The organism is Cellulomonas sp. JZ18 (assembly GCF_009720485.1).
Lineage (GTDB): Bacteria > Actinomycetota > Actinomycetes > Actinomycetales > Cellulomonadaceae > Cellulomonas.
Genome location: NZ_CP045245.1, coordinates 1,932,929 through 1,958,800, shown reverse-complemented (window position 1 = coordinate 1,958,800; position 25,872 = coordinate 1,932,929). Strand labels below are relative to the sequence as shown.

Sequence of the window (25,872 nt, the reverse complement as noted above, 5' to 3'; positions counted from 1 at the left end):
GCCAGGGGGCGACGACCTGCTCCACGAGGTCCGCCTGCCGGTCCGCGGCCGCGCGGAACGCCCGCAGGTGCCGGGGGTCGATGCCGTGCTCGCCGAGCGCCGCCGCCGCGACCACCACGTCCCGCGCCCAGGAGTCGAAGGCACCGCGGTGGTCGGGACGCAGGACGCCCAGCGCCACGAGCTCCTCGACCAGACCGGGGGCGACGCCGGCGTCCTGCGCGAGGCGCTCGGCGGTCATCCGGGCCGGGGTGCGCGCGACACCGTCGCTCGTGGCCAGGCGCGCGCGCGGCGGGGCCTCGTCCTCCTCCGCGCCCGCGTCGAGCGCGGCGAGCCGCTCCCCGATCACCTTCAGCGGCATGTACCGGTCCCGCTGCTGGCGCAGGACGAAGCGGAGCCGCTCGACGTCGGCCGGCGAGTACTGCCGGTACCCCGACGGGGTCCGCACCGGCGCCACCAGCCCCTGCTCCTCGAGGAACCGCAGCTTGGAGGTCGTCACCGCCGGGAACTCCAGGCGCAGCGCGGCGAGGACGTCCGAGATGCGCATGCTCGCGCGGCGGGACAGCCCGCGCGGCCAGGGCTCCGGGGAGGGCGTCGTCGCCTCGTCCGGGGCGGCTGCGCGGACCGCGCGCGCCGCCGCGCCGTCAGGAGGCGTCACGGTGCGGGCTGGGGTGGAACGTCATGCGGTACTTGCCGATCTGGACCTCGTCACCCGCCCGCAGGACCGCCTGGTCGATGCGCGACCGGTTGACGTAGGTGCCGTTCAGCGAGCCGATGTCGCGCACGACGAACTGGTTGCCCTCCCGCACGAAGTCGGCGTGCTTGCGCGACACCGTGACGTCGTCGAGGAAGATGTCCGCGCTCGTGCTGCGACCCGCGGTGGTGCGCTCGGCGTCCAGGAGGAAGCGGGCACCCGAGCTCGGACCCCGCTGCATGATCAGGAGCGCCGACGTCGGCGGGAGCGCCTGCACCGCGGCCGCCTCGTCCGCGGTGAGACCGACGCGTGCGGGCGCCTCCTGGTCGACGGGCGCGAGCGACCCGAAGCTGACGGTCGTGTCCGGACCGTCGCCGCGGTACTCGGGCAGCCCTCCGGCCGGAGCCGGTCGATCGTCGCTCATGTGCACCTCCCGTGTCGGATGCGGGCGCGTCGCAGCTCCCGCCTCGACCCAGCCGTCGCGGGTCTCACCCTATGTGGTGTCGGCACGTCCGTGCAGCACGCTGAGCACCTGGGCGAGTGACGTGCGCGCGGCGCGCCGTCCGTCAGCCGTCGCCCGGCACGGGCGTCGCGTGCACCGGGTCCGGCAGCTCCCGCAGGGCCGTGACGTCGACCCGGACGACCCGCTCCACGGTGCCGCGCCCGCCGTCCCGCCGGACCGCGGCGATGGCCCCGCCGGGGATCTCGAGCGCGGTCGCGATCGTGTCCGGGTCGCCGATGACGAGCCAACGGTACGGCGGGGACAGCATCACGCCGTCGAGCACGACGGCGCCGGCGGTGCCCGTGAAGGCGCTGCTCGCGGTCACGCGCAGGTCGTTGAGCTGGATGGCCTCGGCGCCCGCGTTCCGCAGCTCCTCCAGCACGTGGAGCATGGTGGCCGGGCGGATGCCCGGGTCCGCGTCGTGCAGCGTCACGCGCACCCCCGGGCCCGTCGCGGGCAGCCGACCGGTGAGGATGCCCTGCGTGGCGGCGTTGCGGCGGGCCGCGTCGAGGGCGGCCTGCTGACGGTCCGAGCCGGACAGCAGCTCGTCCCGCTCGCGCTGCAGGTCGGCCGCCTCGCGGGCGAGCTCGTCCGCGCGCGTGGTCGTCTCGTCGAGCAGGCGCACGAGGTCGTCCTGGCGCAGGGACCCGAGCTGGGCGTCGGTCGTCTGCCGGACCTGGACGACGAGGGCGAGGCCGAGCATCGCGCACAGCGCGGCGGTGAGGAGCTGCCCGGTGGTGATGCGCGGGCGCATCGCGTGGGCCAGACGGCTCCACGCCGAGCGCTCGCCCGCCGCCGGGTGCGCGGCCGTGCGGGACGGACCCGGCTCGTCGGCGCCGCCGGGTGCGTCCGGGTCCGGCTCCCGGGGCGTGGGCCCCGGGACCGGGAGCGGCTCGTCCGCCGCGGACGGGACCTGCGCGCCGTCGGCGGGGCCGCCCGGACCCACCGAGGCGGTGACCGTCGAGGCGCCGTCCAGGGCGGAGGTGCCGGTCGCGACGGGCCCGTCCTGCGACTGCGCGACCGGCTCGTGCCCGGTCGTGCCGGGCGACGCGTCGTCCTCGCGCTCGGCAGGGGCGAGGGACCGGTCCTCGCGGGCCGGTCCGCCGGACGCCGCGTCGACCCCCGCAGGCGCGTCCTCGTCGGCCGCCGTCGGCACCGCCACCGCAGAGAGGTCGTGGGAGTCGGTGCGGGGCACGTCCGCGTCGTCGACGCCCGACCCGCCCCCGGAGCCGTCGTCCGCCGGGGCCTCGCCGACGGGCGCGTCCGCCGGCTCGCCGACCGACCCGTCCGCCGGCTCGCGTCGCAGGTCGTCCGTCTGCTCGTCGCCGGGCCCGCGGGTCTCCTCGGACGTCGGCGACCCGGCGTCCGGCAGCAGGTCGCCCAGGCCGAGCGGGTCGCGCGGGTCGATGACGGGCGCGTCGTCGAGCGGGGGGCGCGGCGGCTCGGGCACCGCCGGCGTGGCGCCGGTCGGCGGGGTGGGAGGCCCGTGCTCGTCCGTCATGCCTTGAACAGGTGGCGTCGGATCGACGCGGCGTTCGAGAAGATGCGGATGCCCAGGACGACGATCACGGCCGTCGTCATCTGCGACCCGACCCCGAGCTGGTCGCCCAGGAAGACGATGAGCGCCGCGACCACGACGTTCGACAGGAACGACGTGAGGAAGACGCGCTCGTCGAAGATCCCGTCGAGGAACGCGCGCAGGCCGCCGAAGAGCGCGTCGAGGGCGGCGACGACCGCGATCGGCAGGTACGGCTGCAGGTTCGCGGGCACGGTCGGCTCGATCAGGAGCCCGGCGACCACGCCGAGCACGAGCCCGATCACCGCGATCACGAGCCCTCCCCTCCGTCAGGACGGACAGACACTGCCACATCCGGTGACGCGGCCCCAAGAGCGTCCGCCTCCCCGGCGTCCCCTCCGTCCTCCCCCGCACCCTCGGGCACGGAGGACGCGGTCGGCTCCTCGAGCACACGGGCGACGTGCAGCGTCGAGGATCCCGACGCCGGGAGCCGGAGCCTGTCCTGCGCGGTCACGTCGACACCGATCCGGTACTGCGAGCGCAGCATCGCCAGGCGCTGCCCGGCGGCCCCGCGCGCCAGCCCGGTCTGCAGACCCACCGCGTCACCGATCGCCTCGACGGTGAAGGGGCTGACGATCGGCCGCATGTCGACGAGGACGGCAGCCCCCGCGCTGCGGATGGCCGTGGTGGACGTGAGCCGCGCGCCGTTGATCGCGATCGCCTCCGCACCGGAGGCCCACAGGCCGTTCGCCAGGACCTGCAGGTCGACGTCCTGCACGCGGCTGTCCGGGTCCAGCTCCTCGCCCTCGGGGGCTGGCGGTCGGTGAGCACGATCCGCAGACCCGGCCCGGTGACCGGGACGCGTCCGGCCGGGACCGCGTCCTGCTGCAGCTGGGCGAGCAGCGCCGGGTCCTCGCTGGAGGCCGCCGCCGTCTGCAGGCCCGCGATCTCGGCGGAGAGCCGCGCGTTCTGCACCCGCAGCTCCTCGGCGCGCGCGGTGCGCTCGCGGATCTCGTCCTCCAGCAGCGTGCGCGCCTCCAGCACCGCCGGCGGCGGGCGCCGCAGGGCACTGGCGGCGGACGTGGCCGCGGCACCGAGGACGACGGCGAGCACGAGGAGCGCCGCCGCTCCCCGGGCCGTCCGCCGCGGCGCCAGACCGGCCGCGCGTCGTGCCGCCACCTCCTGGTACCCGGGGTCCAGGGGCCGCCGGTACGTCTCGTTGATGAGCGTCATCGAGGCGTCGGCCGCCCGGGTGGGCCCGGGCTGCGCGTGGCGGCGGTTCACCGTGCCGCCGCCCGGTCCAGGCGCCGCTCGCGGCGCAGCACCGACCCTGCCTGGGCGAGGTAGAGGGCACCGGCGAACCAGTACAGGCCCACGCCCCACAGCGCGCAGGCCCAGCCGAGCACGCCTGCCGCCTGCCCCACGGCCGACGGCCACTGCGAGAGCAGCAGCAGCGGGAACGCGTACAGGAGCACCATCGTGCCGGCCTTGCCCGCCAGGTGGACCCGCAGCGGCGGGTAGCCCGCGCGGGCGAGGACGACGAGCATGCCCGCGAGCACCACGTCGCGCGCCACGAGCACGACGACGAGCCACACGGGGACGATCTCGCGCCAGGCGAGGCCCACGAGCGTGACGAGGATGAACAGGCGGTCCGCGGCGGGGTCGAGCATCTGCCCGAGCCGCGTCACCTGGTGCATCCGCCGCGCCAGGACGCCGTCGAGCCAGTCGCTCGCGCCGGAGACGGCGAGCACCAGCAGCGCCCACGCGTCGTCCCCGCGGGCCACGAGCACGGCGAAGACGGGGACCAGCAGCAGCCGCACGAGGCTGATGACGTTGGGGACGGTGAGCACGCGAGCGCTGACCGCCGGCTCCTCCGTCACGCCTTCCCCCGTCGTCGTCCTGACCGTGATCCTATGCGCACCCGCAGCGCCGCCCGGCGCGACGCTCCGGTACCGCCCGGCGCGGGCGGGTGGCAGGCTCGGACGCATGAGCGCCGCCGTCGACCCCGACGTCGTGGACCGTCTGCTGCGCACGCCGGCGACGTGGGCGGTGGTCGGCCTGTCGACGAACACCGCGCGCGCGGCGTACGGCGTCGCCGCCTACCTGCAGCGCCTCGGGCACCGGGTCGTCCCGGTGCACCCGAGCGCGCCGACGGTGCACGGCGTGCGCGGTGTGCGCCGCCTCGACGAGCTGCCCGAGCCGCCCGACGTGGTGGACCTGTTCGTCAACAGCCGGATCGCGGGCGGCGTCGTGGACGAGGCTGTCGCGGTCGGCGCCCGCGCCGTGTGGCTGCAGCTGGGCGTCGTCGACGAGGCGGCGGCCGCGCGCGCCCGCGCCGCGGGCCTCGACGTGGTGATGGACCGCTGCCCCGCGATCGAGGGGGGCCGGCGCGGCCTCGGCTGAGCCGTGTGCGTGACGTCACCGCGTCCTGCCGACCCACGGAGCGGCGCGCACGGGTAACCTGGACGGGACAACAGGAGTCGTGTCGCGTCCCCGCGCGGGACGGCGAGCCCCTCGCGGGGCCGCCGGGTCCCGCCGATGCGTGTCGGACCGCCCGAGGGCGGCCAGGTGTGACGGGGTGAGCGACGTCGATGGACGCCCTCGGGCGGCCCCGTCTCCCCCACCTCCGACCGAACGGTCCCCTCTGTGACGCTGCTGCACTCCCCCCTGCCCTCCACCGACGACGCCGCTCCCGCTGCGGCCGGCTCGTTCGCCGACCTCGGTCTGTCCCCCGAGCTCCTCGCCGCGGTCACCGACCTCGGTTTCACGGCCCCCACGCCCGTCCAGGCGCGCACGGTGCCGGCGCTGCTCGCCGGCCGCGACGTCGTCGGCGTCGCGCAGACCGGCACCGGCAAGACCGCGGCCTTCGGTCTGCCCCTCCTCCAGCGGGTCGACCCGTCGGTCCCGGCCGTCCAGGCGGTCGTGCTGACCCCGACGCGCGAGCTCGCGATGCAGGTGGCGGACGCCATCACGTCGTTCGCCCGGCACCGCGAGGGGCTGCAGGTCGTCCCCGTCTACGGCGGCTCCCCCTACCTGCCGCAGCAGCGCGCGCTCGCGCGCGGCGCCCAGGTCGTCGTCGGCACGCCCGGCCGCGTCATCGACCACCTGGACCGCGGCACGCTGAAGCTGCAGGACGTGCGCTTCCTCGTGCTGGACGAGGCCGACGAGATGCTGCGCATGGGCTTCGCGGAGGACGTCGAGCGCGTGCTGTCGCAGACGCCCGCGGGTCGGCAGGTCGCGCTGTTCTCGGCCACCATGCCGGCACCCATCCGCCGCGTGGCCGACCAGCACCTGAGCGACCCGGTCGAGGTGGCGGTCGCCCGCCAGTCGTCCACGGTCACGGCGATCACGCAGCAGTACGCCGTGGTGCCGCACCGGCACAAGGCGGGCGCGCTCGCGCGCGTCCTCGCGGTGAGCGACGCCGACGCCGCCATCGTCTTCGTGCGCACGCGCGAGGCGGCGGAGGAGGTCGGGAACCTGCTCGTGCAGCGCCAGATCGCCGCGGCGCACATCTCCGGCGACGTCGCCCAGGCGGACCGGGAGCGCATCGTCGAGCGGCTGCGCACGGGCGCGCTCGACGTGCTCGTCGCCACCGACGTGGCGGCCCGCGGTCTCGACGTCGAGCGGATCGGGCTCGTCGTCAACATGGACGTCCCGCGCGAGGCGGAGACCTACGTGCACCGCATCGGCCGCACGGGGCGCGCCGGTCGCACGGGTGCCGCGCTGACCTTCGTCACGCCGAACGAGCGCGGCAAGCTGCGCCAGATCGAGCGGACGACCCGCACCCCCCTGGTCGAGACGACCATCCCGTCCCCGGCCGAGGTGTCGGCGCACCGGGTCGCCCGCCTCCTGGCGCGCACGCCCGAGCGCCTGGCCGCCGGCCGTCTGGAGCTGTACCGCGAGGCCGTCGGTGCGCACCTGGCCGAGCATCCCGAGGTCGACGTGACCGACCTGCTCGCCGCGGTCGCGGCACTCGCGGTCGGCGACGAGGGCCCGGCGCCGCGCACGGGCGACGGCGACGACCTCGACGACGCGGTGCGCCGCGCCCGAGAGACGCCCGACGACGGGCGCACGGCGGGGGCCGGTCACGGCACGGCGGGTCGCCGTCGCGCGACGACCGGCGGTCCCAGCGGGCGGCCGCGCTACCGGGTCGCCGTGGGCCACCGCGACGGCGTGCAGGCGGGGCAGCTCGTCGGTGCCCTGACCGGCGAGGGCGGGCTGCAGGGCTCCGACGTCGGGCGGATCGACATCTTCCACACGTTCGCCCTGGTCGACATCCCGGCGGGCCTGTCGCCCGAGGCGGTCGACCGCATCGGGCGCGCCCGCGTGGCGGGGCGCCCGCTGCGGATCCGGGTCGACACCGGCCCCCGCGCCGACCGGCACCCCAGCCGCGGCGAGAAGGTGCGCCGGGCGCACGTCTGACGGTCCCCGACGCACCGCGACGGCCCGGTACCCCTGGGGGGGTGCCGGGCCGTCGCCACGTCGGGGCCCCCGCCGGCGCACGGGGCCCAGCGCAGTACACCCGGCTCAGCGCAGCCGGCTCAGCGCAGCACGGGACCTCGCAGCGGGTCCTGCCGGGTCTGCTCGCGCAGCAGCACGATGTCCGCCTCGCGCAGCACGTCGGCGGCGTCCCGCATGCCGCGGATGCTGCCGAGCACGCCGATCGCGATGCGCGGCCCGATGTCGCGCCGGAGCCGCTCGAGCAGCTCGGCCAGGCGCTGCGGCATGCCGCCCGCACCCACGTCGTCGACGAGGACCGCGAAGTCGTCCTCGCCGATGCGCGCGGTCGTGTCGCCCTCGCGCAGAGGCCGGCGCAGCTGCCGCACGACCTCGCGGTGCACGTCCGGGGCGACCTCGGCGGCCTCGCGCACGGCCGTCGGGGTGGGCTCGACGACGCGCACGAGCGCGAGCGCGCAGTCGTACGCCGGGGACCGCCGCGTGCGCAGCAGCGCGGCGCCCAGGCGGTCGAGGAAGAGCAGGCGGTTGACGAGCCCGGTCTCGGGGTCGTGCAGCGCGTCGCGCTGGAGGGCCATCTCGGCCTCCTTGCGCTCCGTGACGTCGACGAGGGTGCCCACCAGGCGGGCGGGGCAGCCGGCGTCGTCGAGGACCGTGACGGCCCGGCAGAGCATCCAGCGGTAGTCGCCGGAGCACGTGCGGACCCGGTGCTCGAGCTCCAGCGGCGTGCCGCACCCGGCGAGCTGGGCCGCGATCGCCGCGGACAGCTCGTCCCGGTCCGCCGGGTGGACGCGCTCGAGCCACTCGGCGGGCTGGTCGCCGATGACGTCGTCGGCGTAGCCGAGCGTCTGCTTCCAGCGCGGCGAGTAGTACACGGTGCCCGCGGAGACGTCCCAGTCCCAGGTGCCGTCGTGCGCCGCCATCGAGGCGAGCGCGTACCGCTCCTCGCTCTCGCGCACCGTGTCCGCGAGAGCGCGCTCGCGCGCGGCGGCCTGCTCGAGCGCCTTGCGCTGCTCGCGCAGGGACGCCAGGAGCCGCTCCTGGTCGAGCGCGACGGCGAGCAGCGCGGCCCAGTGGTTGAACCGGTCGCGGGGCTGGGTCGACCGGGTCTCCACGACGCCGTCGATGGCGAGCAGGCCCCAGTCGCTGCCGCCGAACGTCACCGGCACGACGAACGTCAGCTCGTTCGAGCCGACGGTGCCCGCGCGCGTCAGGGCCGCGGGCGGGAACTGGCTGGCGGTCGTCCGCACGCCCACGAGCCGCGAGAGCGTGCCGGTCGTGTCGTGCACGCCCACGATCTCCATCTCGCGGTCCCCCGGCCCCCGGTCGGAGCCGACCCACAGGCCGAGGCAGGCGTGGCCGCGCACGCCGCGCGGCAGCCACCCCAGGGCCCGCGGGCTCGCGCCGTCGCCGCGCAGCAGGTCCATGTCGACCTCGTACTGGTCGACGATCGTGCGCTCGAGCTGTCCGCTGCGCGCCAGCATGGCGCGGGTGCAGCCCTTGGTGACCGCGAGCAGCACGTCGGTGACCGCACGGCGTACCGCGGGCGCGTGCTGTGCGCGCGCCTCGGAGAGCGCTTCCACCTGCCGGCACTCGACCGCTCGCAGGACCGTGACGGTCTGCTCGAGCGCCTCGGGGTGGGGCTGGAGGGCGGCCGTCAGGTCGGCGAGCCGGCCGAGGGCGGCCGGCGCCGGGGCGACCCCGCGCTCGGCGGCCGCGTCCACGGGCTCGACCACGGCCCGCCACCAGGCCTCGCGCGCGTCGGGGCCCGAGCGGCGGGCGGACGCGGTCCCCGCCGGGCCGGCGAAGGCGGAGTCGGCGAGGCGCCGCACGAGGTCGGCACCGGCCGTGCCCTCGTCGCCCACGCCCGCGACGGCGGGCGACGTCACGTCGGTGCAGCCACAGGACTCGCGGACCACGAGCGTCGAGGCGACGCGGTGCTCGCCGGGCGCGACCTCCTCACCGCGCATGCGGGCGAGCAGCAGGTGCACCGCCTGCTCCCCCACGCGGCCGAAGTGCGCGTCGACCGTGGACAGCCGCGGGCTGACGCGCGCACCGGAGTCCGCGTGGTCGAACGCGACGACGGCCTGGTCGCGGGGCAGCACGAGACCGTGCGAGCGCAGGGCCCGCTGGAACCCGACCGCGTTGCGGTCCGTCGCGGCGACGACGGCCGTCGTCGGGGTGCCCGCCGCGAGCATGCGGGCCGCGGCGTCCACGCCGCCCTGCTCCTGGTTGTCGGACGCCTCGTACCACCACGACTCGTCCGACTCGATGCCGTGCTCCGCGAGCGTCGCCCGGTACGCGGCGAACCGCTCGCGCATGTCGCGCTGCGACAGGTTGCCGAGGAACCCGATCGCCGTGTGCCCGTGCCAGAGCAGGTGCTCCACGGCCTCACGCACGCCGCCCGGGTTGTCCGGCACCACCACCGGGTCGTCCGGGTGGACGGGGTCCTCGCTCACGAGGACCACGGGCACGCCCCACTCGCGCACCGCGGCGAGGCGCTCCTGGCTCAACGACTTCCCGACCACCACGAGGCCGTCGACCGCGCCGAGCGCGACCGGGGTGTCGAGGACGGACTCGTCCGGGTACCGCTCGCGGTCGAGCCCCGCGGGATAGGTCTGGACGGCCACCACCCGGTGGCCTGCGCCGCGCGCCGCACGTGCCACGCCCGCGATGAGGGCGCCGAAGTAGAACCCGCCGACGACCGGGGACAGGACGCCGATCGTCCGACGGACCGTGGCGGGGACCCCGCGCCGGGCAGTGACCATGGAGCTACCTCGCCTACACCGTCGGAGCCGAGTTGATGCGATCTACCCACATCGGGCGCAAGACTAGGCGATCGTGGTCACTCCTGCACATGACAACGGCAAAGACGCCGTATCTCCGGCGACCGGCGCGCAGCCCGTCGTCCCCGGCCCGGCGACCCGTCGCCCGACGATCACGGACGTGGCGCGCGCCGCCGGCGTCTCGATCGCGGTGGTCTCCTACGCCCTCAACGGACGCCCCGGCGTCAGCGCGGCGACGCGCGAGCGCGTCCTGCGCGTCGCCGACGAGTTCGGCTGGCGACCGAGCGCCGCGGCGCGCTCGATGCGCAGCGGCCCGCGGGCGGTGGGGCTCGTCCTCGACCGCACGCTGACGGGACCGGTCGGGTACGGCGCGGACGTGCTCGAGCTCGTGGTGCCGCTCCAGGACGTGCTGCGCACCCGGGGTCTGGCGCTCGTGCTCCAGGTCGTCGACGACCTGGCGGCCGCCGTCGCGCTCTACGGCGAGTGGTGGGCCGAACGGCGCTTCGACGTCATGGTCGTCACCGACGTGCGCACGGAGGACCCCCGGTTGGACGCGCTGCGGCGGCTGCGCATCCCGTCGGTCGTCGTCTCCTGCGCCGAGCCGAGCGGCGAGATGGCGACGGTGGGGGTGGACGACGACGAGGCGACCGCCCGTGTCGGGCGCTACCTCATCGAGCTCGGGCACCGCCAGGTGGCGGTCGTGACCGGCCCCGACGCGCTGCAGCGCACGCGGACCCGCGTCGCTGGGCTCGGCCAGGCCGTCGCGGCCGGGGGTGGTGTGCTCGCGCACGAGGCGACCGCGGGCACGCCCGAGGGTGCCGCTGCCGCCTGCCGCCGGCTGCTGACCGGCGGACGTCCGCCCACCGCGCTGGTGTTCGACACCGACCACATGGCCGTCGCGGCGCTGGACGTGGCGCGTCGCACGGGGCTGGCCGTCCCCTGGGACGTCTCGGTGGTGGCCCTGACCGACTCGCCGTTGTGCCGCCTCGCGACACCGTCGATCACGGCGCTGCCGACGGTCCAGTCCGAGCTCGGGACGGCGGTGGGGCACGCCGTGCTCCAGGTGCTGGACGGACGCACGCTGCCGGCCCCGCACATCGCCGTCGGGGGGCTCGCCGTGCGGGGCAGCACCGGCCCGAGATCGCGCTGACCTGCGGCGACGCCCTCCGGCACGGCGCACGGGTGTGGTAACGATTCGGTAACGGGGACCTGCCTAAACAATTCGTGCAGGTCCCCGCCGGTGGGGGCGCGTGATGGATTCCACGGCAGTCGTCGTGGACTCCCCGCGGCGGCCCGCACCCTGCCGCCGAGGGCGGGGTGCGCCGATCGACAACCGGAGGACACACGTGTCCACACACGGCAAGAGGACGGTCGGACGGCGCCTGCGCGCCGTCGCGACCGCGGCGACGGCAACGGCGCTCGTCGCGGTGCCGCTGACGCTGGCGGGCACCACCGCCACGGCGGCCGAGCCGCACGTCGACAACCCGTACGCGGGTGCCAGGCAGTACGTGAACCCGACCTGGGCCGCGAGCGTTGAGAGCGCTGCCACGCGCGCCGGCGACGCCACGCTGGCCGCCCGGATGCGCACGGTGGCCAAGCAGCCGACGGCCGTGTGGATGGACCGCATCAGCGCCATCACCGGCAACGCGGACGGCAACGGCCTGAAGTTCCACCTCGACGAGGCGCTCAAGCAGAAGACCGGCAGCACGCCGCTCGTCTTCAACCTGGTCATCTACAACCTGCCCGGCCGTGACTGCTTCGCGCTCGCGTCCAACGGCGAGCTGCCCGCGACCGACGCGGGCCTGGCGCGGTACAAGACCGAGTACATCGACCCCATCGTCGACCTGCTGTCCGACCCGAAGTACCAGGACATCCGGATCGCCGCGACGATCGAGCCCGACTCGCTGCCGAACCTGATCACGAACATCTCCGAGCAGAAGTGCCAGCAGTCGGCGCCCTACTACCGCGAGGGCGTCAAGTACGCGCTCGACGAGCTCAAAACGCTGGACAACGTCTACACGTACATCGACGCGGCGCACTCCGGCTGGCTCGGCTGGGACTCGAACGCCGGCCCCGCGGCCAAGCTGTTCGCCGAGGTCGCGCGGACGACCAAGAAGGGCTTCGCGTCCGTCGACGGCTTCGTCACGAACACGGCGAACACCACGCCGCTGGCCGAGCCGTTCCTCACGAACCCCGACCAGCAGGTCGGCGGGCAGCCGGTCAAGGCCGCCAAGTTCTACGAGTGGAACCCCGACTTCGGTGAGCTGGCGTGGACGGCGCACCTGCACCGCCTGCTCGTCGCCGAGGGCTTCCCGGCGAGCACCGGCATGCTCATCGACACCTCGCGCAACGGCTGGGGCGGCCCGAACCGGCCCACCGCCGCGTCGACGAGCACCTCGCTCGACACCTACGTCGACCAGTCCCGCATCGACCGCCGCGTGCACCGCGGCGCGTGGTGCAACCCGCTCGGGGCCGGCATCGGCGAGCTCCCGCAGGCGACGCCGTCGAGCGCCCCGGCGGCCTCCCACCTCGACGCCTACGTCTGGATCAAGCCCCCGGGCGAGTCGGACGGCGCGTCGAAGGAGATCCCGAACGACCAGGGCAAGAGCTTCGACCGGATGTGCGACCCGACCTTCGTGTCGCCGAAGCTGGCGAACCAGCTCACCGGTGCCACGCCGGACGCACCGCTGGCCGGCCAGTGGTTCGAGGCCCAGTTCCGGACCCTCGTCGCCAACGCGCACCCCGCGATCCCGACGAGCGGCTCGACGCCGAACCCGACGCCCACGGTCACGCCGACCGTGACGCCGACGGTCACGCCCACCGTGACGCCGACGGTCACCCCGACCGTCACGCCCACGGCCACCGCGACGCCGACGCCCACGGCGACCTCCGGCCCGGCCTCCTGCTCCGTGCGGTACACGGCCAACAGCTGGAACACCGGGTTCACCGCGTCCGTGCGGCTGACCAACACCGGAAGGTCGGCACTGTCCGGCTGGACGCTGCGGTTCACGCTCCCGAACGGCAGCTCGGTCCAGCAGGGCTGGAGCGCGACGTGGGCGCAGTCCGGCCAGACCGTGACCGTGACGAACGCCGCCTGGAACGGCACGCTCGCCGCGGGGGCCTCGGTCGAGGTCGGGTTCAACGGCTCGCACAGCGGCCAGGCGGGCACGCCGACCGGCTTCACGCTGAACGGCTCGCCCTGCACCACGGCCTGATCGACCCGGACGTCTGACGCAGCGGCGTCGGACGACCACCGCGGGGCCCTCCCGGACACGTTCCGGGAGGGCCCCCTCGCACGTTCGTGGTCGGCGCCCGCCCGCCGGCGCCGCGGGGCTGCGCCGGCGCCCAGGCGGGCGGCGCAGCGCTCAGGCCCCCGAGCGGACCGCCAGCGCCTCGCCCAGCGCCGCCAGCAGCTCGTCCACGTCCTCGGGGCGGGTGTCGAAGGCGCACATGAGCCGGACCGTCCCGTCGGTCGGGTCCCAGTCGTAGAACCGCCACCGTCGACGCAGGGCCGCCGCCACGTCGGCCGGCAGACGCACGAACACGGCGTTCGCCTCGGTGGGCAGCGTGACGTCGAGGCCGAGCGCGTCGACCCCCGCGCGCAGCCGGTCGGCCATCGCGTTCGCGTGGGAGGCCGACCGCAGCCACAGGTCGCCCTCGTACAGCGCGACGAGCTGGGCGGACACGAAGCGCATCTTGGACGCGAGCTGCATGCCGGACTTGCGCAGGTAGCCGACGCCGTCGACGGCGGCCGGGTCCAGCACCACGACCGCCTCGCCGAACAGCAGGCCGTTCTTGGTCCCGCCGAGCGAGACGACGTCGACGCCGACGTCGGTCGTGAACGCCCGCAGCGGCAGCCCCAGGCGCGCGGCGGCGTTGGACAGCCGCGCGCCGTCGACGTGCACGCGCATGCCGAGCGCGTGCGCCTGCTCGACGAGCGCACGGACGTCCTCGGGGCGGTAGACCGTGCCGAGCTCGGTGGACTGCGTGAGCGACACGACGCCGGGCTGCGCGCGGTGCACGTCGCCGAAGCCGTGCGCCTGCCGCGCGACGAGCTCCGGCGTCAGCCGGCCGTCGGGGGTGGGGACGGTCAGCAGCTTCAGGCCGCCGACGCGCTCGGGCGCGGCGTTCTCGTCCGTGTTCACGTGGGCGTTCGCGGAGCAGATCACGGCCCCCCAGCGCGGCAGCATGGCCTGCAGGGCCACGACGTTCGCACCGGTGCCGTTGAAGACCGGGTACGCCACGGCCGCGGCGCCGAAGTGCGCGCGGACGACGTCCTGCAGGTGGGCGGTGTGCGGGTCGTCGCCGTAGGCGGGTGCGTGCCCGACGTTCGCGGCGGCGAGGGCCTCGAGGACCTCCGGGTGGGCGCCGGCGTAGTTGTCGGAGGCGAAGTGGCGGGGGGCGTGCGGGGTGCTCACGTCCCTCAGTCTCACCCACGCGGACGCGTGCTCCGGCCCGCGTGCCCGCTGGTCACGTGCGCGGACCGGAAGCCGGCACCCGAACGTGGTCCGGACCGGCGACGCACCCGTCGCCGTCGTGCGCGCGGGCCCGGGGACCGGCATGATCCGTGCAGCCCTGGACCAGGAGGAGGCGCGACGACCATGACCGGTCCCGCAGGCAGTACGCGTGCCACCCCGCCGGACGCACCGGCACCGCAGCCCGCGCCCCGCGACGACGGTCGCAACGAGACGTACATCGAGCGCATGGACCGCAACTGGAACGAGCTGCTGCAGGAGCTGCGCGTCACCCAGACGGGCGCGCAGATCCTCACCGGGTTCCTCCTCACCGTGCCGTTCCAGTACCGGTTCGACGAGCTCGACGACTACCAGCGCGTCACGTACCTCGCCCTGGTGCTCCTGTCCGCGCTCGCGACGATCCTCTTCGTGGCGCCGGTGAGCCTGCACCGCCTGCTCTTCCGGCGCCGGCTGAAGCCCCAGCTGGTCGACGCCGGGCACACGTTCGCGCGGGCAGGCCTCGTCGCGCTCGCGCTGACGCTCGCGGGCGTCACCATGCTGCTGTTCGACGTCGTCGTCTCCCGCACGGCGGGCTGGGTGGTGGGGGGCGCGCTGCTCGTGGTGATCGCGGTCGCGTGGCTCGTGCTGCCTCGCCTCATCGCGCGCCGCGCCGCGGCCGACCAGGAGGCCGGGCCGGTCTGACCCCGGACGCACGCGGGCCCCCGACCGTCACCGGTCGGGGGCCCGCGTCCTGGCTCAGCCCTGGACGGCGCGCTTGAGGGCGCTGCCCGCGGTGAGCTTCACGCGGTGACCGGCGGGGATCTCGAGCTTCTCGCCCGTCTGCGGGTTCACACCGGTGCGCGCGGCACGCTCGGCACGCGCGACCGAGAGGAAGCCGGAGATCGTCACGTCCTCGCCGGCGGCGAGCTTCTCGACGAGCACCTCCTGGAAGGCCTTGAGGGCCTTGTCGGCCTCGGCGTTGCTCAGGCCCGCCTTCTCGGCGACGGCCTGGACGAGCTCGGTGCGGTTGACGCTCACGTCAGGTGCTCCTTGGGGGTCGGATCGCTGCCCGGTCCGGACGACGGACCGGGCGTGCGCCACGGGATCGACCGGGCGCACGGCCCTCGACACTAGCGGCGCGCCGGGCAGTGCGTGACCGCGGCGCGCGGGCGGCGCGTCGGCGGCACGCCTGCGGGGGACGTACCGGGGGGCGCGCCCCGTCGTCACCGGGCCGCGGCGGCCCGTCGTCCGCGCTCGCGCACCTCCTGCGCGGAGCGCGTCGTCACGACCCTGTCGGGGCCGATGCCGTGCGCGACGGCCCGCTCGCACCCGGCGCGCAGCCACGCCAGCTGGCCCGGTGCGTGCGCGTCGGAGTCGATCGCGAACTCGCACCCGGCCGCGACGGCGACCTCGAGCAGGGCGTGCGGCGGGTCGAGCCGGTCCGGCCGGGAGTTGATCTCGACGGCGACGCCGTGCTCCGCGCACGCGGCGAACACGGCCTCGGCGTCGAACTCGCTCGGTGGCCGCTCCCGTCCGGTGAGCCGCCTGCCCGTGCAGTGCCCGAGGACGTCGGTGCGGGGGTTGCGGACCGCGGCGAGCATGCGGCGGGTCATCGTCGCCCGGTCCATGCGCAGCTTGGAGTGCACGGAGGCCACGACGACGTCGAGCTCGTCCAGCAGGTCGGGGTCCTGGTCCAGCGACCCGTCCTCGAGCACGTCGCACTCGATGCCCGTGAGGACGTCGAACGGGGCGACCACCCGTCGCAGGGCGGCGACCTGGGCCGTCTGCGCGCGCAGCCGCTCCGCGGACAGGCCGTGGGCGACCGTCAGCCGCGGCGAGTGGTCGGTGATCGCGAGCCAGTCGTGCCCGAGCTCGAGGGCGGCGAGGACCATCTCCTGCACCGGGGTCGCGCCGTCGCTCGCGTCGGTGTGCGCGTGCATGTCGCCCCGCAGCGCCGCGAGCAGGGCCGAGGCGGCGTCGTCGGGGGCCGCGGCGTCCTCGGCGGCCGCCCCGCGCTCGAGGTCGTCGAGCACGGCGACGGGCTGCCCGGCGAGGGCGCGCGCGACGACGTCCGCGGTGCGGGCGCCGACGTGCGGCAGGTCGGTGAGCGCGCCCGCCGCGGCGAGCGCGTGCAGCCGGTCGGGCTCCTGACGCTCCACGGTGCGGGCGGCGGCACGGTACGCGGCGGGCCGGTAGCTGCTCGCCATGGCGCGCTCGAGGAGGAACGCGATGCGCCGCAGCGTCGCGACGGCGCGGTCACGGTCCTCGCGTGCCGTCACGAGGCCTTCTTGCGCGTCCGCTTCGCCGGGGCCTTGCCGCCGTCGTCACCGCCCGTGTCCCCCGCCTTCGCGCGGGAGCGTCGCTTCGGGGCGGGCGCCTCCTCGTCGTCGTCCCCGCCGGAGCGCGACGCGCGGCTCGCGGACTTCTTCGCCGCCGGGGCGTCCTGCGACGCCTCGCCGCGGGCGCTGCGGGCCTTCTCGACGCTGCGCTGCAGCGCCGCGAGCAGGTCGACGACCTCCCCGGCGCCCTCCTCGCGCTCCTCCTCCGCGGCCGCGGGGGCCTGCGTCTGGCCCGAGGAGACCTTCTGCTGGATGAGGTCCTCGAGCGCCGTCACGTACGCGTCGGTGTACTGCGACGGGTCGAAGTCGGCGGCGAGCGACTCGACGAGCGAGCTCGCCATCGTCAGCTCCTGCGGGCGCACCTGCACCTCGGTGTCGAGCACGGGGAAGTCCGCCGCTCGCACCTCGTCGGGCCACAGGAGCGTCTGCAGGACGATGACCTTGTCCCGCACGCGCAGCACCGCCATGGTCTCGCGCTGGCGCAGCGCGACCTTGACGACGGCCATCCGGTCGGTCTGCTCGAGCGCACCGCGCAGCAGGGCGTACGGCTTCGCGGCCGTCTTCTCGGGCTCGAGGTAGTACGTCTTCTGCAGCAGGATCGGGTCGACCTGCTCGGCCGGGACGAACTCGAGCACCTCGATCTCGCGCTCCGTGGACAGCGGCAGGTTGTCGAAGTCCTCGTCGGTGAGCACGACGAGCTCGCCGGAGTCCGTCTCGTACCCCTTGGCGATGTCGCCCCACTCGACGGTCTCCCCGTCGATGCTGCACACCTTCTTGTAGCGGATGCGGCCGCCGTCCTCCCGGTGCACCTGGTGCAGGCGCACCTCGTGCTCCCCGGTGGCGGCGTAGAGCTTGACCGGCACGTTCACCAGGCCGAACGCCACCGCACCCTTCCAGATCGCGCGCACCGTCCGCCTCCCGTCGTCCTCGCCGCGCGCCGGGCAGAGGCCACGGCGCCGGGCGGCGTGCCGTCGTCCGGCCCGCCGCACCGTCCACGGGCAGGATGGACCCGTGCACCCCGTGCCCGCCACCCCTGAGCGCAGGTCAGAGCCGTGAGCGCCGACCGGCAGACGGTCGACGTCGGCGGTCGGCCGGTGCGCCTGACCCACCTCGAGAAGGTCATGTACCCCGCGTCGGGCACCACGAAGGCGGAGGTCCTCGACTACTACGTGCGGGTCGCGCCGGCGCTGCTGCGCCAGCTCGCGGACCGGCCCGTGACCCGCATCCGCTGGCCCGAGGGCACGGGCGGGGAGCGGTTCTTCGAGAAGAACGTGCCCCGGGGTGCGCCCGCCTGGCTGCGGCACCACCGCGTCCCGGCCTCCCCGGGCGGGGACGAGGACGGGACGGTGCTCGACCTGCCGGTGCTCGAGGACCTCGCCGGCCTCGTGTGGGCCGCCAACCAGGGTGCGCTCGAGCTGCACACGCCGCAGTGGACCGTCGGCCCCCGCGGCGGCGTGCGCGACGCCGACCGCCTCGTCGTCGACCTCGACCCCGGGCCCGGTGCCGGCCTCGACGCGTGCGTGCGCGTGGCGCACCTCGTCGCGGACCGGCTCGCGGCCGACGGCCTGACCCGCACGGTGCCCGTGACGTCCGGCAGCAAGGGGCTGCAGCTGTACGCGCCGCTCCCCCGGCCCCGTGCGCCGCACGACGTGCGCACCTACGCCCGTGGGCTCGCGCAGGCCGTCGCCCGCGACGAGCCGGCCCTCGTGGTGTCCGTCATGCGCAAGGACGCGCGGCCCGGCCGCGTCCTCATCGACTGGTCGCAGAACCACCCCGCCAAGACGACCATCGCGCCCTGGTCGCTGCGCGGGCGCGAGCGTCCGACGGCCGCCGTGCCGCGCCGGTGGGAGGAGATCGAGCCGGGGCTCACGCAGCTCACGGCCGCGGAGGCGGTGCGCCGGCTGGACGAGGACGGCGACCCCTTCGACCGGTGACGTCGCAGGTCGCAGCCCCGCGGGGCAGGCCGCGCCGCTCCTGTGGCGCACCTCCACGCAGGCTGGCAGCGTGGACGCAGCGCCGGGCCGCCGGGTCCGGCAGCCGACATCGAAGGAGTGGTCATGGCTGCTGCCGACCTGCCGAAGTACACCGTGCCGTCGCTCACGCCGGAGGACGGCGCCCGGGTGGCCGAGATCCTCCAGGGGCGTCTGCACGCGCTGAACGACCTGCAGCTCACGCTCAAGCACATCCACTGGAACGTCGTCGGCCCGCACTTCATCGCCGTGCACGAGATGCTCGACCCGCAGGTCGACGCCGTGCGCGCCATGGTCGACGCGACGGCGGAGCGGATCGCGACCCTGGGTGTCTCGCCGCAGGGCACACCCGGCGCGATCGTCGCCGCGCGCACCTGGGACGACTACAGCATCGGCCGCGCCACGACCACGGCCCACCTCGGCGCGCTCGACGAGGTGTACGTCGGCGTCATCACCGACCACCGGGCGGCCGCCGAGGCGACCGAGGAGCTGGACACCGTCACGAACGACCTGCTCGTGGGGCACCTGCACGAGCTCGAGCTGTTCCACTGGTTCGTGCGCGCGCACCTCGAGAACGCCGGTGGGGACCTGACGAACGCCGGGGCGCACACCGAGCGGGACGCGGCGGCGCTCGCCGAGGCCGGCGACCCGTCGGACGACGCGCACCGGTGAGCCCGTCCCCCACCCCCACCACGCCCGTCCCCGCCGGCACCGCCGAGGGGGACGGGCTGCGCACGGGGCGCGGCGCCGCGCGCGACCTCGACGGCGTCGCCCGGCCGCGCCCGCACCTCGCCGCGCGCATCGAGGACCGGCTCGACGCCGGCGTCGCCCGGCTGCTGCGCCGGCGCGGCTGGACGGTGCGGATCGTCGGCTACGCGGGGTACGGGTCGCAGGGCTGGGTGCGGGTGCTCGCCCGGACCCTGCTCGCCGCCCCCGCGGTGACGGGTGAGGACCTGCCGGACGCCGGTGCGGCGGCGCAGACGGGCGAGGAGCGCCCGGCGGCGCCGGTGCGGGGCTGGCGCTCGTTCCTCACGGCACCGGTCACCGGGGCACGCCTGGAGGTGCAGGTCGGGTCCGCCACGCACGTGCTCGAGACCGACCGCGGCGGCTACCTGGACGCGGTCGTCCCGTCCGACCTGCCGCCCGGCTGGCACGAGGTCACGCTCCGGTCGGCCGACGGTGCGCAGGCCGTGGCGCCCGTCCTCGTCGTGGGCGCGGAGCCGACGGTCGGCATCGTGAGCGACATCGACGACACGGTGATGGTCACGCGCCTGCCGCGTCCGCTCGTCGCCGCGTGGAACACGCTGGTGCGGCACGAGAACGCGCGCGAGGCGGTGCCCGGCATGTCGCGGCTGTACCGCGAGCTGCGCCGGGGGCACGAGGAGCGTCCCGTCGTCTACCTGTCGACCGGTGCCTGGAACGCGGCCCCGGCGATCGGGCGGTTCCTGCGGCGGCACGACTACCCGGCGGGCCCGATGCTGCTCACCGACTGGGGCCCGACGAACACGGGCCTGTTCCGCAGCGGGCAGCAGCACAAGGTGACGCAGCTGCGGCGGCTGTTCGCCGAGCTGCCGCAGGTGCGCTGGCTGCTCGTCGGCGACGACGGGCAGCACGACCCGGAGATCTACGCCGGGGCGGTGGAGCACCACCGCGACCGGGTGGAGGCGGTGCTGATCCGCCAGCTGACGGCGGCCGAGCACGTGCTCTCGCACGGTCTGCCCGCGGCGACGCCCCAGACGGAGCAGGCCGAGGCGGCGGCCGACCGGCCGGGCCTGGAGGTGCTGCAGGGCGCCGACGGGGACGAGCTGCTCGCGCAGGCGCACGAGCGGGGGCTCGTGCCCGGCGGCTGACGCACGGAGCGACCGGCCCCGGCGACCGCGTGGTCGCCGGGGCCGTCGCGTGCCGGGCGCCGCGTCACAGGCGCTGGGGGTCGTCCCAGTCCTCGCTGCTGCTGATCGCCTCGTCGCCGCCCTCACGCTCGGAGGCCTGCAGGGAGCGGGGCCCGCGCGTCGGGTCGCCGCCCGAGCGGGTGTCGGTGCCGTCCAGGTCGGCGTCGGAGGGCTGCCGGTCCGCCAGGCGCTGGGCGGCGGGGTCGGAGGCGAGGTCGCGCGTGCGGTTGTGGGCCATGATCGTTTGTACCGCTTCGCCGGGGTGTGCCGCACCCGCTGCGACGGCGCGTCGACGGGCGCGCACGACCGCGTCCCGGTGTGGTGCGCGCGCCGAACGCCGACGCCGCTCGGGCGGGGCTGAAACGCTTCGTCGCCTGCCCGCCGTCGAAGCGCATCGATAGCGTCGCGGCCGCCGGACCCGCTCGCAGCACGGGGGCGACGACGGCGCCCGGGCACGAGCCCCGGGCCCACCCCGCCTCGCCACGAAGGAGTGCAGCGGATGCGCGTCCCACCCCTCATCGCCCCCCTCGCCGCGGCCGGTGCGATCGCCGCGCTCGCCGCCGGGGTGCTCGCACCGGCGGCCGCCGCCGGGTCGGCTCCCGCCGCCGGAACCGTGCCGGCCGCCGCGGCCGCCGACGGCTACGCGTGGGGCAACGTCGAGATCGTCGGCGGCGGGTTCGTCCCCGGCATCGTGTTCAACCAGCGGCACCGCGACGTGGTGTACGCGCGCACCGACATCGGCGGCGCCTACCGGCTCGACCCCGCGACGCGCCGGTGGGTGCCCCTGCTCGACCACGTCGGGTGGGACGACTGGTCCCACTCGGGCGTCCTGTCGATCGCCACCGATCCCGTCGACCCGGACAACGTGTACGCGGCCGTCGGCACCTACACGAACTCGTGGGACCCGCAGGACGGCGCCGTCCTGCGCTCCTCGGACCGCGGCGAGACGTGGCAGCGCACCATGCTGCCGTTCAAGGTCGGCGGCAACATGCCCGGCCGCGGCATGGGCGAGCGCCTCCAGGTCGACCCCAACGACAACCGGGTCCTCTACCTCGGCACCGAGAGCGGCAACGGGCTGTGGCGCTCCACCGACAGCGGCGCGACCTGGGGCAAGGTCGCCTCGTTCCCCAACCCCGGGAACTACGCGCAGGACCCCACGTCCGACAACGACTACCTCACGAGCAACCAGGGCGTCGTGTGGGTGACGTTCGACCCGACGAGCGGCACCACCGGCAGCCCCACCCGGACGATCTACGTCGGCGTCGCCGACAAGGAGAACAACGTCTACCGGTCCACCGACGCCGGCGCCACGTGGCAGCGCGTGCCCGGTCAGCCCACGGGGTTCCTCCCCCACAAGGGCGTGTACGACCACGTCGGCAAGCAGCTGTACATCGCGACGAGCGACACCGGCGGCCCCTACGACGGTGGCCACGGCGACGTGTGGCGCCTCGACACGACCACGGGCGCGTGGGCGAACGTCTCGCCGGTCCCGTCCTCCTCGACGGACAACTACTTCGGCTACTCCGGTCTCACGATCGACCGGCAGGACCCCGACACGATCATGGTGACGACCCAGATGTCGTGGTGGCCCGACATCGTCGTGTTCCGCAGCACCGACCGCGGCGCGACGTGGTCGCGGATCTGGGACTGGGACGGGTACCCCGGCAGGACGGAGCGGTACACCCTCGACATCTCCGGCGCGCCGTGGCTCACGTTCGGCAAGACGTCCGCCCCCGTCGGCGAGCCGCTCGTCAAGCTCGGCTGGATGACGGAGTCGTTCGAGATCGACCCGTTCGACTCCGACCGGGCGCTCTACGGCACGGGCGCGACCGTGTACGGCACGGACAACCTCACGGCGTGGGACCGCGGCGGGAAGGTCGACATCCGCGTGCGCGCCCAGGGCATCGAGGAGACCGCCGTGCTCGACCTCGCCGCTCCCCCGGGGCCGGTCGAGCTGCTGTCCGGGCTCGGCGACATCGGCGGGTTCGTGCACACCGACATCCGGCGCGTGCCGGACCAGATGTACACCTCGCCGTACTTCGGCTCCACGACGGGCGTCGACTTCGCGGAGGCGAAGCCGGCCACCATGGTGCGGGTCGGCCAGGCGGTCGACGGGACGGTGGAGTCGCACATCGGCGTCTCGACGTCGTCGGGGTCCTCGTGGTGGGCCGGTCAGCAGCCCGCCGGGGTGACGGGCGGCGGGACCGTGGCGATGTCGGCCGACGGCAGCACGATCGTCTGGAGCCCCGCGGGGGCGGGCGTGCACCGCTCCACGACGCTCGGCTCGTCCTGGACGCCGTCGCAGGGCGTACCCGCGGGGGCGCGCGTCGAGTCCGACCGGGTCGACCCGCAGACGTTCTACGCCGTCGCCGACGGCCGCTTCCTCGTCTCCCGGGACGGCGGCGCGACGTTCTCCCCCTCCCTCGAGACCGGCTTCCCGACCACCGGCAACGTGCGCTTCGGTGCGGTGCCGGGGCAGCGCGGGCACGTCTGGCTCGCGGCCGAGACGGGCCTGTGGCGCTCGACGGACGCGGGCGCGACGTTCACGAAGCTGCCCGGCTTCGAGGACGGCGGCGCCGTCGGGTTCGGCAAGGCCGCTCCCGGTGCCTCCTACCCGGCGATCTACACCACGTCGAGGTACCAGGGCGTGCGCGGGTTCTTCCGGTCCACCGACGCGGGGGCCACGTGGGTCCGCATCAACGACGACGAGCACCAGTACGCCTGGACCGGCTCCGTCATCACGGGCGACCCCGACGTGTTCGGCCGGGTCTACGTCGGGACCAACGGGCGCGGCGTCGTGGTGGGCGAGTCCGACGGGTTTGTCCCCACCCCGACGCCCACCCCGACGCCCACGCCCACCGCCACGCCGACGTCGACGCCGACCGTGACGCCCACCTCGACGCCGACGGTCACGCCGACGGGCACGCCGACGGCGACGCCCACCGCGACGCCCACGGTGACGAGCGGGCCGTCGGCGTGCGCGGTCCGCTGGACGGCGAACAGCTGGAACAGCGGCTACACCGCGTCGGTCCGGCTGACCAACACCGGCACCACGGCGCTGTCCGGCTGGACCCTGCGCCTCACCCTGGGTGCGGGTCAGGCGCTGCAGCAGGGCTGGAGCGCGCAGTGGTCGCAGTCCGGCCAGACGCTGACGGCCACGAACGCCGCCTGGAACGGCACGCTCGCGCCGGGCGCGTCGGTGGACCTCGGCTTCAACGGCTCGCACACGGGCACCGTCACCGCGCCCACCGGCGTCACGGTGAACGGCTCCCCCTGCACCACCGGCTGACGCGCACCGGCCGGGGACGCACGGCGCCGGACGGGGCGGACCCGTCCGGCGCCGCCGTGCGCCCTACCGCGGGCGGACGCCGCCCGCACGAGACCAAGGTCACATTCCCTGAGTGCAGGACACCTCTCGACGTCGACCTAACATCGCGAGGTGACCACGCGTGCCCACGAGACGACCGCCGACGTCGACGTCCTCCTGGTCGGGGGCGGCATCATGAGCGCGACCCTCGCCGCGCTCCTCACCACGCTCGAGCCCACGTGGCGCATCGAGATCCACGAGCGGCTCGACGGGCCGGCGCAGGAGAGCTCGAACGCGTGGAACAACGCGGGCACGGGGCACGCCGCGCTCTGCGAGCTCAACTACACGCCGCAGAAGGCCGACGGCACGGTCGACATCAGCAAGGCCGTGAAGATCAACGAGCAGTTCGAGCTCTCGCGCGAGCTGTGGTCGCACCTGGCCGCCGCCGGCCGCCTGCCGGGTGCCGAGAACGCCGTCACGCACACGCCCCACATGACGTTCGTGCGCGGCGCGAAGGACGTCGAGTACCTGCGCCGGCGCCACGAGGCGCTGCGCAGCCACCGGCTGTTCGCCGACATGGAGCTGAGCACCGACCGCGCGACGATCGCCTCCTGGGCGCCGCTGCTGGTCCAGGGCCGCGAGGACGACGAGCCGATCGCGGCCACGCGCGCCACCTCGGGCACCGACGTCGACTTCGGGTCGCTGACCCGGGCCATGCTCGACGACGCGGTCGCACGCGGGGCGACGCTGCACACGCAGAGCGAGGTCGTCGGCCTGCGCCGCCGCCGCGACGGGCTGTGGCGCGTGCGCGTGGCGGACCGGCGCTGGAACGGCGGCGGCAGGCGCACCCGCACGGCCCGCTTCGTCTTCGTCGGTGCCGGCGGCGGTGCGCTGCACCTGCTGCAGCGCTCGCGCATCAAGGAGATCCGCGGCTACGCCGGCTTCCCGATCAGCGGCCAGTTCCTGCGCACGACGAAGCCCGAGCTCGTCGCGCAGCACGAGGCCAAGGTCTACGGCAAGGCCGCGATCGGCGCGCCGCCCATGTCGGTGCCCCACCTCGACGCCCGCGTCGTCGACGGCGGCCGGGCCCTGATGTTCGGGCCGTACGCCGGGTGGAGCATGAAGTTCCTCAAGCAGGGCTCCTGGGGCGACCTGGTCCGCTCGATCCGGCCCGGCAACCTCGTCCCGATGCTCGCGGTCGGACTGCGCAACCTCGACCTGGTCACGTACCTGGTCCGCGAGGTGACGGCGTCGGACACCCAGCGCCTGCGCTCGCTGCGCGCCTACATGCCGACGGCGGACCTGCGCGACTGGGAGCTCATCACCGCCGGTCAGCGCGTCCAGGTCATCAAGCGCGGCAAGGGTGGCGGCGTGCTCGAGTTCGGCACCGAGCTCGTGGCCTCGGCCGACGGCTCGATCGCCGGCCTGCTCGGTGCCTCCCCGGGTGCGTCGACGGCCGTCGCGACGATGCTCGACCTGCTGCAGCGCTGCTTCCCGGACCGCTCGGAGGAGTGGCTGCCCCAGCTCCAGCGGATGATGCCGAGCCTCGGCAGCGAGGACTGGGACACCGCGTTCGAGCTCGACCAGCTGGTCGACGACGGGACCGTCACGAGCGGACACTGAGCGTCGTGCCCGACGCCCAGGACCTCGCCCCCCTCGACGGGCGCGACACCGACGGCGACCTGCCGGTCGTCCCCGTCAGCGCGCCCATGCGGCACGCGAAGGTCCGCGCCTTCACCGACCACACCACGGTGGGACAGGTGCGGGTGGAGGCGGACGGCAGCGTGACGATCGGGTGCGCCTGCGGCATGACCCTGACGAACGGGCCGGGCTGGTCGCTCGACGAGCACATCCGCCTCCACCGGGCGGAGGCGCGCTTCCTCGCGCTCGCGGCGGTCGCCCCTGACGGGATCCCGCGGCTCGTGCCGTTCCCGCCCGGCCCGGCCACGTCCTGACCCTCGGC

The 25,872-nt window shown here is 75.4% G+C and carries 22 protein-coding genes and 1 pseudogene; 11 read left to right on the top strand and 12 right to left on the bottom strand.

Annotation, left to right across the window (positions count from 1 at the left end):
- Positions 1 to 385: 385 nt before the first annotated feature.
- From GC089_RS19035 to GC089_RS08845, 6 genes and pseudogenes are all read right to left on the bottom strand, one after another.
- Positions 386 to 544, bottom strand: a pseudogene (locus GC089_RS19035) (MerR family transcriptional regulator); the annotation flags it as partial.
- A gap of 97 nt (positions 545 to 641) precedes the next feature.
- Entirely contained in the window at positions 642 to 1,115 is a 474-nt protein-coding gene (locus GC089_RS08865) for an FHA domain-containing protein (RefSeq protein ID WP_155377392.1), read from the bottom strand.
- A gap of 142 nt (positions 1,116 to 1,257) precedes the next feature.
- On the bottom strand, positions 1,258 to 2,694 hold the full coding sequence (locus GC089_RS08860) for a DUF881 domain-containing protein (RefSeq protein ID WP_155377391.1): 1,437 nt from the start codon (positions 2,692 to 2,694) through the stop codon (positions 1,258 to 1,260).
- Entirely contained in the window at positions 2,691 to 3,023 is a 333-nt protein-coding gene (locus GC089_RS08855) for a small basic family protein (RefSeq protein WP_136519984.1), read from the bottom strand. The genes GC089_RS08860 and GC089_RS08855 overlap by 4 nt, the downstream gene beginning before the upstream one ends.
- A complete protein-coding gene (locus GC089_RS20030) occupies positions 3,020 to 3,487 on the bottom strand; it encodes a DUF881 domain-containing protein (RefSeq protein ID WP_196250873.1) in 468 nt (155 codons plus the stop codon). The genes GC089_RS08855 and GC089_RS20030 overlap by 4 nt, the downstream gene beginning before the upstream one ends.
- Positions 3,488 to 3,989: 502 nt before the next feature.
- A complete protein-coding gene (locus GC089_RS08845; RefSeq protein ID WP_230685163.1) occupies positions 3,990 to 4,589 on the bottom strand; it encodes a CDP-alcohol phosphatidyltransferase family protein in 600 nt (199 codons plus the stop codon).
- A 106-nt stretch (positions 4,590 to 4,695) separates the two neighbouring features.
- Here GC089_RS08845 and GC089_RS08840 point away from each other — a divergent pair, with 106 nt between their 5' ends.
- Both GC089_RS08840 and GC089_RS08835 read left to right on the top strand, forming a co-directional pair.
- Positions 4,696 to 5,112, top strand: coding sequence for a CoA-binding protein (locus GC089_RS08840; protein ID WP_155377388.1), 417 nt, complete (start codon positions 4,696 to 4,698; stop codon positions 5,110 to 5,112).
- Between the two features lie 243 nt (positions 5,113 to 5,355).
- Positions 5,356 to 7,131, top strand: a complete 1,776-nt coding sequence (locus GC089_RS08835) for a DEAD/DEAH box helicase (protein ID WP_155377387.1) — start codon at positions 5,356 to 5,358, stop codon at positions 7,129 to 7,131.
- 119 nt (positions 7,132 to 7,250) lie between these two features.
- Here GC089_RS08835 and GC089_RS08830 read toward each other — a convergent pair whose 3' ends face one another.
- On the bottom strand, positions 7,251 to 9,932 hold the full coding sequence (locus GC089_RS08830; protein WP_155377386.1) for a substrate-binding domain-containing protein: 2,682 nt from the start codon (positions 9,930 to 9,932) through the stop codon (positions 7,251 to 7,253).
- Positions 9,933 to 10,110: 178 nt separating this feature from the next.
- On the opposite strand from GC089_RS08830, the gene GC089_RS08825 reads away from it, so the two are divergent.
- Positions 10,111 to 11,100, top strand: a complete 990-nt coding sequence (locus GC089_RS08825; RefSeq protein WP_230685162.1) for a LacI family DNA-binding transcriptional regulator — start codon at positions 10,111 to 10,113, stop codon at positions 11,098 to 11,100.
- 196 nt (positions 11,101 to 11,296) lie between these two features.
- The gene (locus GC089_RS08820; RefSeq protein ID WP_155377384.1) at positions 11,297 to 13,165 is read left to right on the top strand and encodes a glycoside hydrolase family 6 protein; all 1,869 of its coding nucleotides are present in this window, start codon (positions 11,297 to 11,299) and stop codon (positions 13,163 to 13,165) included.
- A gap of 150 nt (positions 13,166 to 13,315) precedes the next feature.
- Here the strand turns inward: GC089_RS08820 and GC089_RS08815 are convergent, their stop codons facing one another.
- Complete coding sequence (locus GC089_RS08815; protein ID WP_230685161.1) at positions 13,316 to 14,368, bottom strand: low specificity L-threonine aldolase; 1,053 nt, start codon at positions 14,366 to 14,368, stop codon at positions 13,316 to 13,318.
- A 183-nt stretch (positions 14,369 to 14,551) separates the two neighbouring features.
- Here GC089_RS08815 and GC089_RS08810 point away from each other — a divergent pair, with 183 nt between their 5' ends.
- Positions 14,552 to 15,106, top strand: a complete 555-nt coding sequence (locus GC089_RS08810; RefSeq protein ID WP_255449055.1) for a DUF6328 family protein — start codon at positions 14,552 to 14,554, stop codon at positions 15,104 to 15,106.
- A gap of 54 nt (positions 15,107 to 15,160) precedes the next feature.
- Here the strand turns inward: GC089_RS08810 and GC089_RS08805 are convergent, their stop codons facing one another.
- From GC089_RS08805 to GC089_RS08795, 3 genes are all read right to left on the bottom strand, one after another.
- Complete coding sequence (locus GC089_RS08805; RefSeq protein WP_155377382.1) at positions 15,161 to 15,442, bottom strand: HU family DNA-binding protein; 282 nt, start codon at positions 15,440 to 15,442, stop codon at positions 15,161 to 15,163.
- A 185-nt stretch (positions 15,443 to 15,627) separates the two neighbouring features.
- On the bottom strand, positions 15,628 to 16,683 hold the full coding sequence (locus tag GC089_RS08800) for a PHP domain-containing protein (protein ID WP_155377381.1): 1,056 nt from the start codon (positions 16,681 to 16,683) through the stop codon (positions 15,628 to 15,630).
- Entirely contained in the window at positions 16,680 to 17,651 is a 972-nt protein-coding gene (locus GC089_RS08795; RefSeq protein ID WP_155377380.1) for a Ku protein, read from the bottom strand. Before GC089_RS08795 ends, GC089_RS08800 begins: the two co-directional genes overlap by 4 nt.
- A gap of 144 nt (positions 17,652 to 17,795) precedes the next feature.
- Between GC089_RS08795 and ligD the strand changes: the two genes are divergently transcribed.
- From ligD to GC089_RS08780, 3 genes are all read left to right on the top strand, one after another.
- Positions 17,796 to 18,677: a non-homologous end-joining DNA ligase gene (ligD, locus tag GC089_RS08790; protein ID WP_155377379.1), complete on the top strand. Its 882-nt coding sequence runs from the start codon at positions 17,796 to 17,798 to the stop codon at positions 18,675 to 18,677.
- A 123-nt stretch (positions 18,678 to 18,800) separates the two neighbouring features.
- Positions 18,801 to 19,385: a Dps family protein gene (locus GC089_RS08785; protein WP_155377378.1), complete on the top strand. Its 585-nt coding sequence runs from the start codon at positions 18,801 to 18,803 to the stop codon at positions 19,383 to 19,385.
- A complete protein-coding gene (locus GC089_RS08780; protein ID WP_155377377.1) occupies positions 19,382 to 20,563 on the top strand; it encodes an App1 family protein in 1,182 nt (393 codons plus the stop codon). The genes GC089_RS08785 and GC089_RS08780 overlap by 4 nt, the downstream gene beginning before the upstream one ends.
- Positions 20,564 to 20,627: 64 nt before the next feature.
- Here GC089_RS08780 and GC089_RS08775 read toward each other — a convergent pair whose 3' ends face one another.
- Positions 20,628 to 20,840 (bottom strand): hypothetical protein, encoded by a 213-nt coding sequence (locus GC089_RS08775; protein WP_155377376.1) that lies wholly within the window; start codon positions 20,838 to 20,840, stop codon positions 20,628 to 20,630.
- 261 nt (positions 20,841 to 21,101) lie between these two features.
- On the opposite strand from GC089_RS08775, the gene GC089_RS08770 reads away from it, so the two are divergent.
- From GC089_RS08770 to GC089_RS08760, 3 genes are all read left to right on the top strand, one after another.
- Positions 21,102 to 23,891: a cellulose-binding domain-containing protein gene (locus GC089_RS08770; protein WP_155377375.1), complete on the top strand. Its 2,790-nt coding sequence runs from the start codon at positions 21,102 to 21,104 to the stop codon at positions 23,889 to 23,891.
- Positions 23,892 to 24,041: 150 nt separating this feature from the next.
- Entirely contained in the window at positions 24,042 to 25,532 is a 1,491-nt protein-coding gene (mqo, locus tag GC089_RS08765; RefSeq protein WP_255449054.1) for a malate dehydrogenase (quinone), read from the top strand.
- Between the two features lie 5 nt (positions 25,533 to 25,537).
- Positions 25,538 to 25,864, top strand: coding sequence for a hypothetical protein (locus tag GC089_RS08760; RefSeq protein WP_230685160.1), 327 nt, complete (start codon positions 25,538 to 25,540; stop codon positions 25,862 to 25,864).
- Positions 25,865 to 25,872: the final 8 nt, after the last annotated feature.

Bases quoted from the DNA above. Each gene is read 5' to 3' on its own strand.
- GC089_RS08770 (WP_155377375.1), top strand. From the start codon at position 21,102: ATGCGCGTCCCACCCCTCATCGCCCCCCTCGCCGCGGCCGGTGCGATC.
- GC089_RS08830 (WP_155377386.1), bottom strand. From the start codon at position 9,932: ATGGTCACTGCCCGGCGCGGGGTCCCCGCCACGGTCCGTCGGACGATC.
- GC089_RS08810 (WP_255449055.1), top strand. From the start codon at position 14,552: ATGACCGGTCCCGCAGGCAGTACGCGTGCCACCCCGCCGGACGCACCG.
- GC089_RS08860 (WP_155377391.1), bottom strand. From the start codon at position 2,694: ATGACGGACGAGCACGGGCCTCCCACCCCGCCGACCGGCGCCACGCCG.
- GC089_RS08840 (WP_155377388.1), top strand. From the start codon at position 4,696: ATGAGCGCCGCCGTCGACCCCGACGTCGTGGACCGTCTGCTGCGCACG.
- GC089_RS08865 (WP_155377392.1), bottom strand. From the start codon at position 1,115: ATGAGCGACGATCGACCGGCTCCGGCCGGAGGGCTGCCCGAGTACCGC.
- GC089_RS08785 (WP_155377378.1), top strand. From the start codon at position 18,801: ATGGCTGCTGCCGACCTGCCGAAGTACACCGTGCCGTCGCTCACGCCG.
- GC089_RS08775 (WP_155377376.1), bottom strand. From the start codon at position 20,840: ATGGCCCACAACCGCACGCGCGACCTCGCCTCCGACCCCGCCGCCCAG.